Origin of the sequence: Thalassobacter stenotrophicus, assembly GCF_001458315.1 — a bacterium.
Taxonomy (GTDB): domain Bacteria; phylum Pseudomonadota; class Alphaproteobacteria; order Rhodobacterales; family Rhodobacteraceae; genus Thalassobacter; species Thalassobacter stenotrophicus.
Window position 1 is genome coordinate 159,785 of record NZ_CYRX01000031.1, and the last position, 13,678, is coordinate 173,462.

General features: G+C 59.8%; 14 protein-coding genes. 12 read left to right on the forward strand and 2 right to left on the reverse strand.

Going from position 1 to position 13,678, the window contains the following annotated elements:
* Positions 1–101 precede the first annotated feature (101 nt).
* The 7 genes from cysG to THS5294_RS11520 all read left to right on the forward strand — a co-directional run bounded on the left by cysG (position 102) and on the right by THS5294_RS11520 (position 6,313).
* Positions 102–1,493: a siroheme synthase CysG gene (gene cysG / locus THS5294_RS11490; protein ID WP_058123872.1), complete on the forward strand. Its 1,392-nt coding sequence runs from the start codon at positions 102–104 to the stop codon at positions 1,491–1,493.
* Complete coding sequence (locus THS5294_RS11495) at positions 1,490–1,795, forward strand: DUF2849 domain-containing protein (RefSeq protein ID WP_058123873.1); 306 nt, start codon at positions 1,490–1,492, stop codon at positions 1,793–1,795. The genes cysG and THS5294_RS11495 overlap by 4 nt, the downstream gene beginning before the upstream one ends.
* Positions 1,795–3,471 carry a nitrite/sulfite reductase gene (locus tag THS5294_RS11500; RefSeq protein ID WP_058123874.1) on the forward strand — a complete coding sequence of 559 codons (1,677 nt, stop codon included), beginning with the start codon at positions 1,795–1,797 and terminating at the stop codon, positions 3,469–3,471. Before THS5294_RS11495 ends, THS5294_RS11500 begins: the two co-directional genes overlap by 1 nt.
* Complete coding sequence (locus THS5294_RS11505; protein WP_038003468.1) at positions 3,461–4,213, forward strand: phosphoadenylyl-sulfate reductase; 753 nt, start codon at positions 3,461–3,463, stop codon at positions 4,211–4,213. The genes THS5294_RS11500 and THS5294_RS11505 overlap by 11 nt, the downstream gene beginning before the upstream one ends.
* Before the next feature lie 9 nt (positions 4,214–4,222).
* On the forward strand, positions 4,223–4,639 hold the full coding sequence (locus THS5294_RS11510; RefSeq protein WP_058123875.1) for a DUF934 domain-containing protein: 417 nt from the start codon (positions 4,223–4,225) through the stop codon (positions 4,637–4,639).
* 71 nt (positions 4,640–4,710) lie between these two features.
* On the forward strand, positions 4,711–5,577 hold the full coding sequence (locus THS5294_RS11515; RefSeq protein WP_116904088.1) for a ferredoxin--NADP reductase: 867 nt from the start codon (positions 4,711–4,713) through the stop codon (positions 5,575–5,577).
* Between the two features lie 124 nt (positions 5,578–5,701).
* Positions 5,702–6,313 carry a DVUA0089 family protein gene (locus tag THS5294_RS11520; protein ID WP_058123876.1) on the forward strand — a complete coding sequence of 204 codons (612 nt, stop codon included), beginning with the start codon at positions 5,702–5,704 and terminating at the stop codon, positions 6,311–6,313.
* Positions 6,314–6,380: 67 nt separating this feature from the next.
* Here THS5294_RS11520 and THS5294_RS11525 read toward each other — a convergent pair whose 3' ends face one another.
* The gene (locus tag THS5294_RS11525; RefSeq protein WP_058123877.1) at positions 6,381–6,926 is read right to left on the reverse strand and encodes a hypothetical protein; all 546 of its coding nucleotides are present in this window, start codon (positions 6,924–6,926) and stop codon (positions 6,381–6,383) included.
* 220 nt (positions 6,927–7,146) lie between these two features.
* On the opposite strand from THS5294_RS11525, the gene infC reads away from it, so the two are divergent.
* Positions 7,147–7,641: a translation initiation factor IF-3 gene (gene infC, locus THS5294_RS11530; RefSeq protein WP_324618323.1), complete on the forward strand. Its 495-nt coding sequence runs from the start codon at positions 7,147–7,149 to the stop codon at positions 7,639–7,641.
* Between the two features lie 81 nt (positions 7,642–7,722).
* Here infC and THS5294_RS11535 read toward each other — a convergent pair whose 3' ends face one another.
* The gene (locus tag THS5294_RS11535) at positions 7,723–8,316 is read right to left on the reverse strand and encodes a lytic transglycosylase domain-containing protein (protein ID WP_058123878.1); all 594 of its coding nucleotides are present in this window, start codon (positions 8,314–8,316) and stop codon (positions 7,723–7,725) included.
* A 139-nt stretch (positions 8,317–8,455) separates the two neighbouring features.
* Between THS5294_RS11535 and ssb the strand changes: the two genes are divergently transcribed.
* The 4 genes from ssb (at position 8,456) to trpE (ending at position 13,677) form a co-directional block, all read left to right on the forward strand.
* Positions 8,456–9,001, forward strand: a complete 546-nt coding sequence (ssb, locus tag THS5294_RS11540) for a single-stranded DNA-binding protein (protein WP_058123879.1) — start codon at positions 8,456–8,458, stop codon at positions 8,999–9,001.
* Between the two features lie 41 nt (positions 9,002–9,042).
* Positions 9,043–10,227 (forward strand): aminotransferase, encoded by a 1,185-nt coding sequence (locus THS5294_RS11545; protein ID WP_058123880.1) that lies wholly within the window; start codon positions 9,043–9,045, stop codon positions 10,225–10,227.
* Between the two features lie 78 nt (positions 10,228–10,305).
* Positions 10,306–12,165 (forward strand): peptidylprolyl isomerase, encoded by a 1,860-nt coding sequence (locus tag THS5294_RS11550; RefSeq protein WP_058123881.1) that lies wholly within the window; start codon positions 10,306–10,308, stop codon positions 12,163–12,165.
* A gap of 3 nt (positions 12,166–12,168) precedes the next feature.
* Positions 12,169–13,677 (forward strand): anthranilate synthase component I, encoded by a 1,509-nt coding sequence (gene trpE, locus THS5294_RS11555; protein WP_058123882.1) that lies wholly within the window; start codon positions 12,169–12,171, stop codon positions 13,675–13,677.
* The last annotated feature ends 1 nt before the right edge of the window (position 13,678 follow it).

A 13,678-nucleotide genomic window follows, 5' to 3' on the forward strand; every position in this document is an offset into this window, starting at 1 on the left:
CAAATCCGAACAGGATCGGGACGTTGTTTCTTATCTACGCGGATGCGGTGCAATTAACCAGAACATTGTTCTATATTAGAGGGGAACCGAAGAGGCACGCAATGCAACACTTCCCCATCTTTATGGCCGTCGCGGGACGGCGCATCGTTTTGTCCGGCGGCGGTGACGCGGCTCTCGCGAAACTGCGCCTTCTGCTCAAGACCGAAGCCAACGTCACAGTCTTCGCCGCAGACCCTGCACCCGAGATCCAGACGTGGGCCCAGCAAGACCGCCTAACGCTGCACCCCCGCGGAATGGAACCCGGTGATGCCATGTGTGCCGTCCTGTTCTACGCCGCCAACGAAGATGCGACCGAAGACGCCCGCGTGGCCGATATAGCCCACCGCGATGGCGCGCGCGTCAACATCGTCGACAACCTTTCCGACAGCCAATTCATCACACCGGCAATCGTCGACCGGGACCCCGTTGTCGTGGCCATCGGCACAGAAGGTGCCGCCCCGGTTTTGGCCCGCGCAATCAAGCGCGACCTTGAGGAAAAGCTGCCAGCGCAACTGGGCACCTTGGCCCGTATCGGCAAAACATTTCGCCGCGCAGTTGAGGTTCTGCCATTCGGCAAGGCACGGCGTGATTTTTGGGCTGAGTATTATTTTGACCACGGCCCCAAGTCGTTGGAACTGGGCGAAGACGCGGTCATTCCGGCACTTGAAGATCACCTGGCAAACACCCTGAATAAATCAGAAGAGGTCGGCCATGTTGATCTGGTCGGCGCAGGTCCGGGTGATCCTGACTTATTGACGCTCAAGGCGCGCAAGGCGTTGGACAAGGCCGATGTCGTCATCCACGACCGCCTCGTGCCACATACAATTCTTGAGCTGGCCCGCCGCGAAGCCACGATCATTGATGCGGGCAAAACTGGGTTTGGCCCCTCGACACCGCAAGGTGATATTGACGCCCTGATCGTCGAGCACGCGCGCGCCGGTGCACATGTTGTCCGCCTCAAAGCCGGCGACGCAACCGTGTTCGGCCGTCTGGATGAAGAGTTGGATGCGATTGCCGCCGCAGGGGTCAGCTACACGATCATCCCCGGCATCACCGCCGCCTCTGCCGCTGTTGCAACCATCGGGCAAAGCCTGACCAAGCGGGGCCGCAATTCTGCGGTGCGCTTGATCACGGGGCACGACACCAAGGGCTATGCCGACCAAGATTGGCGCGCGCTGGCCACTCCCGGTGAGGTTGCCGCCATTTATATGGGCCGCACGGCCGCACGCTATATCCAAGGCCGATTGACGATGCACGGTGCGGACCCGGCGACGCCCGTCACCATCGTAGAACACGCCAGCCAACCCGGCCAACGCATCCACACTGCGACGTTGGGCACGCTGTCCGACACTATGGCGGGTGTCACCGGCCCTGCCCTCACTCTTTACGGCCTCGCGCCGCGCGCCGCACTTGATGCGGTCGAAACCCTGCCCCTACAGGAGGTCGCCCAATGACCCGCGCCTTTACCCCCAAAGTCCTGACCGCCAACCACTTGCTCGAAGGCGATGTCGTCTACCTCAGCGCGTCTGGCGGTTGGGTGCGCGACCTTGCGCAGGCCGAAGTGCTCACCAATGAGGTCGACGCTCAAATCCGCCTCATCGAGGCCGAGCAACAGGTCGACACTGTTGTCGGCGTGTACCTCGCCGATGTCACAGCTGAGGGCCAACCCAAACACTTCCGCGAAGATTTTCGCGCGACGGGGCCTTCGAACTATGCGCATGGCAAACAGGCCTCAACCCAAGCGGAGCTGAACTAATGTATCAATACAATGACTTCGACACCGCATTTCTGACGGAACGCAACGCTCAGTTTCGCGCTCAGGTGGAACGCCGCATCAACGGCTCCCTGACGGAGGACGAATTCAAGCCGCTGCGCCTGATGAATGGGGTCTACCTGCAATTGCACGCCTACATGCTGCGCGTCGCGATCCCATATGGCACGCTCAACAGCGCGCAGATGGACATGCTGGCGCATTTGGCGGCGAAATACGACAAAGGCTATGGGCACTTCACCACCCGTCAAAATATCCAATACAACTGGCCCAAACTGCGGGACATCCCCGATATGTTGGACGATCTGGGCACCGTCGGGATGCACGCGATCCAGACCTCGGGCAACACGATCCGCAACGTGACGGCGGACCATTTTGCCGGTGCTGCCGCAGATGAGGTCGCAGACCCGCGCCCCTATGCCGAGCTGTTGCGCCAATGGTCCACGGATCACCCGGAATTCCAATTCCTACCACGCAAATTCAAGATCGCGGTCACTGGGGCTGAGGCTGATCGCGCCGTGATCCGCGCCCATGACATCGGCCTACAACTGGTCGAGCAAGTCGGAGAGATCGGGTTTAGGGTGATCGTCGGTGGTGGGCTTGGACGCACGCCAATGATCGGCAAGGTCCTGCGCAATTTCCTGCCCATGGCCGACCTGCTGCCCTATTGCGAGGCAATCGTATCGATCTACAACCGCCTTGGGCGCCGGGACAATAAATACAAAGCCCGCATCAAGATCACCGTGCATGAGAACGGAATTGAGACAATCCGCGACCAAGTTGAGACGCGTTTTGCGCAGATCCGCCCGGCCTTTACCGGGGTCGATCAGACCCTTTTAGCGGACATCAAAGCCCAATTTGCGGCCCCCGATTTTGCCAAGAAATCCGAGGCACCATTTACGGCGGCCTATGATGCCGACCCGGTTTTCCGGTCTTGGGCGGATACGAACCTGACCGCGCACAAGGCACCGGGCTACGCCATTGTGTCGATCTCAATCAAGAAACAGGGCGACACCCCGGGCGATGCGACGGCCGAACAAATGCGTGCTATGGCTGAACTTGCCCGCACCTACGGGCATGACGAATTGCGCATTTCGCATGAGCAAAACGTGATCCTGCCCCATGTTCACCGCGCCGATCTGCCTGCGCTGCACGCCACGCTTAAGGCGCATGGCTTGGCGACCTCTAACATTGGCCTCATCTCGGACATCATCGCCTGCCCTGGCATGGATTATTGCGCGCTTGCGACGGCTCGCTCGATCCCTGTTGCGCAACAAATCGCCACCCGGTTTGATGAACTGAAGCTGGAGCATGACATTGGTGAGCTAAAGATCAAAATCTCGGGCTGCATCAACGCCTGCGGGCACCACCACGTGGGTCACATTGGCATACTAGGCTTGGATCGCGCCGGAGTTGAGAACTATCAGATCACACTTGGCGGCGACCATACCGAGACCGCGGCAGTCGGCGAACGGGCGGGCCCCGGCTTTGCCTACGATGAAATCGTGCCCGCGATTGAGCGTCTGATTGCGGCGTATCTCCATCTGCGCAACAGCCCGGATGAGCGCTTCATCGACGCCTATCGCCGCCTCGGCCTCGCGCCGTTTAAGGCCGCCCTTTATCCGGCCGTGAACGCAGGGGGCAAAGCCGATGCCGCTTGATTTTGAAGGCCCCATGACCGACCGGGTCGCGGGCCTCAACGCCGCATACAAGCACCATTCGGCCTTTGCTGTGCTGTCGCGCGCCTTGACCGATCCGGACGTCGGCCGCATCGCGTTGGTGTCTTCTTTTGGGGCGGAATCCGTTGTGCTGTTGCATATGCTGTCCGTCATGGACCGCAACACGCCCGTACTGTTCCTTGAGACAGGCATGCTGTTCCCCGAAACCCTGAGGTATCAGCAGGACCTTGCGGAGCACTTGGGCCTGCGCGACGTACGCCTGATCCGGCCGGACACGAACGCAACCTTTGCCCACGACCCGGAAGGGGATCTGCACCAACGCGACGCTGATGCCTGCTGCGCCTTGCGCAAAACCGCGCCACTGGACCGCGCTTTGGGGGACTTTGACGCGTGGATCACCGGGCGCAAACGCTTCCAATCCGGGGACCGCGCAGCGCTTGAATTCTTTGAAGCCGGCGATCTGCGCATCAAGGTGAACCCCTTGGCCCATTGGGCGCCCGCCGACGTGGCTGACTATATGGACAACAACAAACTGCCACGCCATCCACTTGTGGCGCAGGGCTATCCATCTATTGGCTGCGCGCCTTGCACATCGCGGGTCGCACCCGGCGATGACCCACGCTCTGGCCGGTGGCGGGGCAAAGAAAAAACCGAATGTGGTATCCATTTTACAGCGCGCGGCGCTGAACGCGGCACAGCCTCTGGCGCTGTGGTCGCAGGTTAGGACATGACTATGACGAACGTTTTGATCCAAGACACAGGCTTTGTGGCCGATGATTTCACCGGCACGTTTTTGCCCCCCGAGGCCCTGCCCGCCAACGATGCGGCCTTGGCCGTGGATCTAGGATCTGATGCCGATTTAGCCGTGTTGGATGGCCTGCTGGACCGGATTACCACCATTCGCGTGGATTTCCCCAGCTTTGCGGATGGGCGCGGCTTTACAATCGCTGCTCAACTGCGGCGGATTGGGTTCACAGGTCGGCTACGCGCCCATGGCCACGTGATCGCAGACCAATACGCGATGGCACGGCGGTCCGGCTTCGATGAGGTCGAAATCCCCCAAGCCCTCGCAGAGCGTCAGCCAGAGCCTGAGTGGCTGGCCCGCGCCGATTGGCAGACCCACAGCTATCAAAATCGTATGCGCGGATAACCTGCGCCAAGGCGCGGCCACCCGCCGCCTTTCCCTGAGACAGATCAAAGCCTATGAGAGGGGCACGCAGTATGTTGCGTGCGATTATACCCATGACCGAGCACAAGCCCTTGACCGACACCGCCACAGCTACCCCCGTTTTGCCCGATGCCCAAACCGTGACGGAGGTAAAGCACTACACTGACCGTTTGTTTTCCTTTAAAGTCGCCCGCCCCCAGAGCATGCGTTTCCGCTCGGGTGAGTTCGTGATGATCGGCTTGATGGGGGAACCAAACCCCAAGACCGGCAAGGCCAAGCCGCTTTTGCGGGCCTATTCCATTGCCTCGCCCAGCTGGGACGAAGAGCTAGAGTTTTACTCGATCAAGGTGCCCGATGGGCCGCTAACTTCACGGCTGCAACACATCACGCCTGGTGATCAGATCATCCTGCGGCCCAAACCCGTGGGCACGCTGGTCCATGATGCGCTGATCCCCGGCAAACGACTGTGGTTGTTTGCAACCGGTACCGGGTTTGCGCCCTTTGCCTCGCTGTTGCGTGAGCCGCAGACATATGAAGATTTCGATGAAATCATCATCACCCACACGTGCCGCGAAGTGGGTGAGCTGACCTACGGCCGCGACCTGATCGAAGCCCTCAAAGAGGACGAGTTACTCGCAGAAGTCATCGGCGAGGGTTTTTGGCAAAAGATCAAATACTACCCGACCACCACACGTGAAGAGAGCCCAAAGATGGGCCGCATCACCGACCTGATGAACTCTGGCGAAGCGTTTAAAGACCTTGGCGTGCCCCAACCCACGCCCGAAACGGACCGGGCCATGATCTGCGGCAATCTCGCGTTCAATCTAGAACTGAAGGCGATGCTCGAAAACTACGGACTGGAAGAAGGCGCAAACTCAAAACCCGCGCATTACGTGGTTGAAAAAGCCTTCCTAGACTAAGCTTCAACACCCAATTGTGGCGTTCCCGGGGCGGGGACGCCGCAATGTTTCACGAATTAAGTCTCAAATTTACACGGGTTTTGAGCGACTCAGAGGGCAATCAATTGTTCGTTCTGAGGATTTCATGACCAAATTTGCATCGCTCATCGCTGCCGCAAGCCTCGCCCTTTTTGGCGGTCCGGCCGCGGCCTCTACCCTTTCGGCCACCCACACGTTGACCCAAGCCGGCACTGTCGGCTCCGTCAGCACGCTTCAGTTCCAAGTGACCCAAGCGGGCTTGTTTGATATTTACACCGACGGTCCAACCATCGACCCGGTGCTATACCTGATCGCTGATGGCGACGGGAATGGCGCGATTGACGCCAGCGACCCCTTGATCGCGAGCAATGATGACAGCTGCCGCGTCGGGTTCCGGTCGTTTTGTAACCAAGCGGGTGCTTGGCACAACTCGCTGATTGAGGCGCAGAGCCTTAGCCTCGGCACCTATTTCGCCGTCGTGTCAGACTATTCGTTTTCAGTTTCAGAGGCCCGCAGCGGCGTAAACGGTCGCTTGGGCGAAACCCAACTGGTTGGCGATGTAACAACGTTTGTGACCTCAGCGCGTTATGGCGCGCGGGGCGGCACCGTGGCACCGGTATCGGCGGTGCCCTTGCCCGCATCGGGCTTTATGATGCTCGGTGCGTTCGCAATGCTCGGCGCTGGTGCGGCTTCCCGCCGGCGGAAGCGTTCCGCCTAGGACAGACACGCCATCCACAAAAGGGCGGCTCATCTGGGCCGCCCTTTTGCATTAATCTAAAGTCAGCTCACAACCCAAGTGCTTCTTTTACCTGAGAAATCACACTCTCAACCAGCTCTGGGTTATTGCGGGCCTCTTCTACCAATGCCGAAAGTCCGGTCTTTTGCAGGATACCCAAATCCGAGTTCTCCAGCGCATCAAGGATCCCGTCGGCGTCAAACCCATCTGCGGTCAAGAAACCCTCCAGTCCGCTGGCCTCAGGCACAGCATCGGAAACTGCGTCCGTCACATTTGTTGCCGCGTCGGATGCGGCCTCTTCGGCAGCCTCAACAGCACCCGTCACACTTTGGACGGCGTCATCCACAGCCTCTTGCGCCGTCTCTGCTGCTTCATTGGCGGCCTCAGCGGCGGCATCTGTGGTGGCTTCTACCGCGTCTTGCACCGTTTCAGCAGCCTCCTGCGTGGCTTCGGGTGCCGCCTCTGGCGGTGTCTCCTGCACCACTGGCGCAGGATCCGCGCCTTGAGTGTTCATCTCACCCAATTGCGTCCAGACCACAGCCCCAACTGCAACAAAAACCACCGCAACCGCCCCTACGATCAAACCTCGAGACATCTTCACGCTCCTTTTGACGACCCGAACAGCGGGCCACACAATTTTGAGATGCGGACTTTAGGGCTGTTATGCAAGCCAAGGGCAAACTTCGCGTTTTATCGGCTTGAAGATGCCGGTTTTCGCAGCTATTTTGCGCACTCTAGTCGGAGATCATAGAAGGATAAAACCGATAGCCCGCAGACCACACAATGCGCCCCCCGTTCGTGATACGGGACCGCGCGTGAATGACCGAATTCGTGCCACTGAAATCCGACTGATCGGCGCGGAAGGAGAAAACCTTGGAGTCGTCTCTCCCGCCAAAGCGATGTCGCTGGCTGACGAAGCCGGGCTTGATCTGGTAGAAATCTCCCCCAACGCTGTGCCTCCCGTGTGTAAAATCATGGACTTCGGCAAGTTCAAATATGAACAGCAGAAGAAAGAAGCAGAGGCGCGCAAGAAGCAAAAGATCATCGAGATCAAAGAGGTCAAGTTCCGTCCCGGCACTGACACCAATGACTATGATGTGAAAATGCGCAACGTTTACAAGTTCCTAGAGAACGGTGACAAGGTCAAGATCACGCTACGCTTCCGCGGCCGTGAAATGGCGCACCAGAACTTGGGCCGTGAGCTGCTTGAGCGTGTTGCCGGTGACGTTGACGGATTGGGCAAAGTTGAGAACATGCCCAAGATGGAAGGTCGTCAGATGGTCATGATGATTGGCCCCGTCGCCCGCTAGGCTTCGATCAACGCATATGGCCGTATTTAAGACGGTCTGACATTCCAAAAGGGCGGTTTCTCCGCCCTTTTTTTCATGGGTTCACGAGCCCAAGGATTTGCCCAAAATCGCCTTCACGTATTGGCGTGTCTCGCGAAAAGGCGGCACACCGCCGTGCCTTTCCACGGCACCAGGTCCCGCGTTATACGCCGCCAATGCCAACCGCCAGCTGCCAAATTTGCGGTACTGTTGGGCCAAGTAGCGCGCGCCACCCTCTAGGTTTTGGCGCGGATCGCGCGGATTTACGCCCAAATCCCGGGCCGTCGCCGGCATCAGTTGCGCCAACCCCAACGCACCCTTGCTCGACTTTGCCGACGCATTCCAGTTGCTTTCTTGCTTAACCAACCGGAGGAACAAGTCCTCTGGGATGCCATGACGGCGCGCCATTTCCCGCGCAGTCGGAAGGTACTGTGACTGCATCGACCCGGTGTAGCGCGGGATCGCCACAGCCGACGCCCCAAAGCTCTGCGGCTGCAACCGCACCGAGTTGGAGTATTGTTTGGACAACCGACCATCCATCAACTGTGTCTGGCTTTCAAAGATCGCCATGCGGTTCGAGCTGGACGCGGTGGTTGACTGCGCGGCAACCGACATCGGCACCGCAACCGTCGCAATGATCACCCATAACAGCCGCATCCTGTCCGCCCCCGCGTCCCTCGTTCCCGATGAATATAACAATAATTCGCAACATGGAAAGACACGGGGCTTTTGCGCCTTTCCTTCCCTGCCCTCGAATGGTTTTCTGCGCCAAACGGATTCGAAAGGGAGAACGGCCATGGCAGGCTCCGTGAACAAAGTCATCATCATCGGAAATCTTGGCCGCGACCCCGAGGTCCGCAGCTTTCCCAACGGCGGCAAGGTGTGCAACCTGCGCATTGCGACCTCTGAAACTTGGAAAGACAAGAACAGCGGTGAGCGTCGTGAGAAGACCGAATGGCATTCTGTCGCGATCTTTTCTGAGCCGCTGATCCGCGTCGCAGAGCAATATCTGCGCAAAGGTTCCAAGGTCTACATCGAAGGCCAACTGGAAACGCGCAAGTGGCAGGACCAAAACGGTCAAGACAAATACAGCACTGAGGTTGCTCTGCGCCCCTACCGTTCTGAGCTGACCATGCTGGATGGTCGCGGCGAAGGCGGCGGTGGTTCCGGCGGCGGTGGCGGTGGCTACGGTGGTGGTAGTGGCGGCGGCTATGGCGGCGGTGGCGGTGGTGGCGACTACGGTGGCGGCGGAGGCGGCTACGGTGGTGGCGGCGGCAACCAAGGCGGTGGCTTTGGCGGCGGCGGTGGTGCCTCGGACATGGATGACGAAATCCCGTTCTAAGCGGGCATGAAGTTCACCCCCTAACCTACTGAGAAAAATATATGTTGGTAAATCCCGATCTCGCCGCCACTCTGTCGCCCCCCGTGATGGAGGCCAGGCGGTGGATCGCGGAAACGACATTCCCACCAGAGCGGCCCTTGCTGAACCTCAGTCAAGCCGCTCCGGTGGACCCGCCCCCCGCACCGTTGCGTGCGGCCATGGCAGACATCATTCAAAACGACAGCAGCGCGCACCTTTACGGCCCCGTACTAGGGTTACAGCCATTGCGCGAACGCGTGGCGCAAACATGGTCCGACGCCTATGGCGGTACGGTTTCTCCGGCGAATGTGGCCATTACCTCTGGCTGCAACCAAGCGTTCACGGCAGTGGTTTCGACACTGGCGCAGGCGGGCGACAACGTCATCCTTCCCAGCCCTTGGTACTTTAACCACAAGATGTGGCTCGATATGGCGGGTATCGGTTGCCGCGTCCTCGAAAGCGGCGCAGACCTTTTACCTGATCCGCAGGCCGCCGCCTCCCTCATCACCCCGCGCACACGGGCCATCGTCTTGGTCAGTCCGAACAATCCGGCGGGCGTCGAATACCCCGCTGAGTTAATGCAGGCGTACTTTGATCTGGCCCGGTCCCATGGGCTGGCCCTGATCGTCGATGAAACCTATCGCGATTTCGACAGTCGAACCGGCGCGCCCCATAATCTGTTTCAAGACCCGGACTGGGACGACACCCTGATCCAGCTCTATAGCTTTTCCAAAGCATACCGCCTGACCGGGCATCGCGTTGGCGCCATCGTCGCTGCAACCGACCGGATGGCACAGGTCGAAAAGTGGTTGGATACAGTCACGATCTGTCCCAACCAATTGGGCCAACGCGCAGCCCTTTGGGGCATGGAGAACCTCGGTGAGTGGCTTGCAGGCGAACGCACCGAAATCCTAGCGCGCCGCGCTGCGATGGAGACAGGGTTCAAGAAACTCCCGGATTGGGGCCTGCTTGGGTGTGGGGCTTATTTCGCCTACGTGGCCCACCCATTCGACAAACGATCCGATGCGGTGGCCAAGTCACTGGTGCAGGACGCCGCCGTCTTGATGCTGCCGGGAACAATGTTTGGCCCAACCCGTGATATGGGCGGCTCTGGCCGGGCCGAAAACACCCTGCGCATTGCATTTGCCAACGCAGACGCGGCAGGAATAGCCACGCTATTTGAACGGCTGTCCGCCCTAACGCACTAAAGCCGCCCGCGCCCGCTTGCCCTGCCCTGCGCGGCTGCGTAAACAACATTAACCAAAGCCTTTCCAACGGAGACCCCGATGACAAAATCCACCACAAAAAAGGTGTCGAATATTGCCATGTGGGGTGTCCTCGCGCTCCTGATGTTTGCGCTTGCTGGCTTTGGCGTCACAGGTTTTGGCGGCTCCGTCCGGGTTGTGGCCGAAGTCGGTGACCAAGAGGTTACGACCAACGCCTATGCCCGTGCGATCCGCCAAGAGCAGCGCAACCTGCAACAACAGACAGGTCAGGCTTTGTCGCTGTCAGACATGCAGAGCTTTGGGATTGATCGCGGCGTTCTGGCCCGGCTGATCGCCTCTGCGGCCCTTGATAACGAAACAGCGCGCTTGGGCATTTCGGTCGGTGACGCGGAGGTCGCACGCCAAATCGCCTCGATCCCAGCTTTTCAGGGCGTTGACGGCACGTTTGACCGTGACGGTTATACCTTTGCCCTCCGCTCCGCAGGATTGAATGAGCGGGAATTTGAACGCCAAGTCCGCTCCGAGACTGCGCGTGATATTCTACAAGGCGCGGTCTTGGGGGGCATCAGCCCATCCTCGACCTTCGCCGAACTGATCGCCAACTGGGAATTTGAGACACGCGACATCACGCTGGTCACAGTCACAATGGCTGATCTGGATGCGGGTCCGCTGGCCCCTTCGGCGGATGAGCTGCAATCCCACTACGACGACAACGCCGCCACTTTCACGGCCCCCGAAGCGCGCCGCATCAAGGTTGCTTGGGCCACGCCCGAGCAATTGCTCAGCACGATCGACGTCCCCCAAACAACTCTGCAAGAACTGTACGAACAGCGCAGCGATGAGTTTAGCCAGCCCCCTCGCGTCTTGGCCGAGCGCCTTGGCTTTGCCGACCGCGCCGCTGCCGATGCCGCATTGGCCGAGATGACCGCTGGCACAACGACCTTCGACGCGCTTGTGACCGAGCGTGGCTTGACGCTAGACGATGTGGATCAGGGCGAGTTGGCGGCATCCGATGTGTCCGACGCTATTGCGGCTGCATTATTCGCTTCTGATGAGCCCGGCCTGGTTGGTCCCGTTGACACTGACCTCGGGCCCGCGATCTATCGCGTGAACGCCGTGTTGTCCGCCACAGAAGTTCCGCTTGAGGACGTCGCTGACGTGCTGCGGGCCGAATACGCCCGCGACCAAGCGCGCCGCGTTCTGTCGGATGCTATCCCCGAGATCGACGATCTGCTCGCGGCAGGAGCCACCCTTGATGAGTTGGCAGCCGAGACAGACCTAAGCGTTGAAACCATCGAATGGCGCCAAGGCGACAGCGATGGGATCGCGGGCTACGATGCCTTCCAACTTGCGGCGGCTGCCGTCCAAGACGGGGACTTCCCCGAGGTATTGGAACTGTCTGACGGCGGTGTCTTTGCGATTGAACTGCTAGAGGTCATCCCACCTGCTCTGCCCCCATTGTCCGATATTGAGGCTGACGTAACCGCCAGCTGGGTCGCCGCCTCAAACGCCGCGCGTGTGTTAGAGAAGGCAACGGCATTGGCCGACAGCGATGCAACATTGGAAGACCAAGGCCTAGAGACTGAGACCATCGCAGGCCTCGCCCGTGACGGAGTACTAGAGGGTGCGCCTCGTGCCTTGGCAACCCAAGTCTTTGCCCTCGAAGAGGGAGAGGTCGCCGCGATTGCGGGTCCCGACGCCACAGCATTTGTCGTCCGGGTGGACCGCATTGTATCGGCAGACCGCAGCGCGCCAGAGGTTGTCCAAACTGTCGACGCGCTTGAGCAGGCGATCCTGCGCGGCCGCGCCCAAGACGTGTTCGAAGCCTACGGCCAAGCGGTACAAGCCGACGCAGGCCTGACCGTGAACCAACAAGCGATCAATGCCGCCAACGCATCGATCGGCCAAGGGGGCCTGTAAACCATGGCGCTTTTGCCTGACTACGAAGCTTTCGCCGCCGGCTGGGAGGCTGGCGAGAACCAAGTCGTCTATACCCGGATCGCGGCTGATTTGGATACGCCGGTGTCGCTCATGCTCAAGCTCGCGGATGCGGAGCCTATGTCATTTGTGCTTGAGTCCGTGACTGGCGGTGAAGTGCGTGGCCGGTATTCGATCATCGGGATGAAGCCTGATCTTGTTTGGGAATGCAGGGGTGAGAGTTCGCGCCTAAACCGCTCTGCCCGCTACGACACCGATGCGTTTGAGCCTTGTGCCGACGCACCCCTCACGGCTTTACGTGCCATCCTCGCTGAAAGCCGCATTGACCTGCCCGATGATCTGCCTGCCTCTGCGGCGGGGCTTTTTGGGTTTCTTGGGTACGACATGATCCGGCTGGTGGAACACCTACCTAATGTGAACCCAGACCCCCTTGGCCTGCCCGATGCGTTGATGCTGCGCCCATCGGTTGTCGCCGTTTTGGATGGCGTAAAAGGTGAGGTTATTCTGGTCGCCCCTGCATGGGTCGGCTCTGGGCTGAACGCCCGCGCAGCCTATGCCCAGGCCGCGGAACGTGTGGCCGATGCCCTGCGCGCCTTGGAACGCAACCCGTCTGCCCCACGCGGTGAGGCAGAGGCGGCCGACCTGCCCGCCCCTGTGTCCAACTTCACCAAGCCCGACTATCTAGCGGCCGTGGACAAGGCCAAGGATTACATCCGCGCAGGCGATATCTTTCAGGTTGTCCCGTCCCAACGCTGGACCCAAGACTTTCCACTTCCGCCCTTCTCGCTTTACCGCGCGCTGCGCCGCACGAACCCGTCGCCGTTTATGTTCTACTTCAACATGGGCAGCTTTCAGGTGGTTGGGGCCTCGCCCGAAATCCTTGTGCGGGTCTTTGGCCAAGAGGTCACGATCCGACCCATTGCAGGCACCCGCCCCCGCGGCGCCACCCCAGAAGAAGACAAGGAGCTTGAGGCTGATCTATTGGCGGATGCCAAAGAACTGGCAGAGCATCTGATGCTGCTCGATCTGGGGCGCAACGACACGGGTCGTGTGTCCAAAATCGGCACGGTGCGCCCGACTGAGCAATTCATCATCGAACGCTACAGCCACGTCATGCACATCGTCTCGAATGTTGTGGGCGAACTGTCCGATGACCACGATGCACTGTCTGCCCTTCTGGCAGGTCTGCCTGCGGGTACGGTCTCTGGCGCGCCAAAGGTGCGTGCGATGGAAATCATCGACGAGCTAGAGCCCGAAAAGCGCGGTGTCTATGGCGGGGGCTGCGGTTACTTTGCCTCAAACGGTGATATGGATATGTGCATTGCACTGCGCACGGCCGTGATCAAAGACGGCAAGCTGTACATCCAAGCCGGTGGTGGCGTGGTCTATGACAGCGACCCAGAGGCTGAGTTCCAAGAAACGGTCAACAAGTCGAAGGCGATCCGGGCCGCAGCGGCCGAAGCCGCACGGTTTGCCGGACGCGGGAACGTCTAGA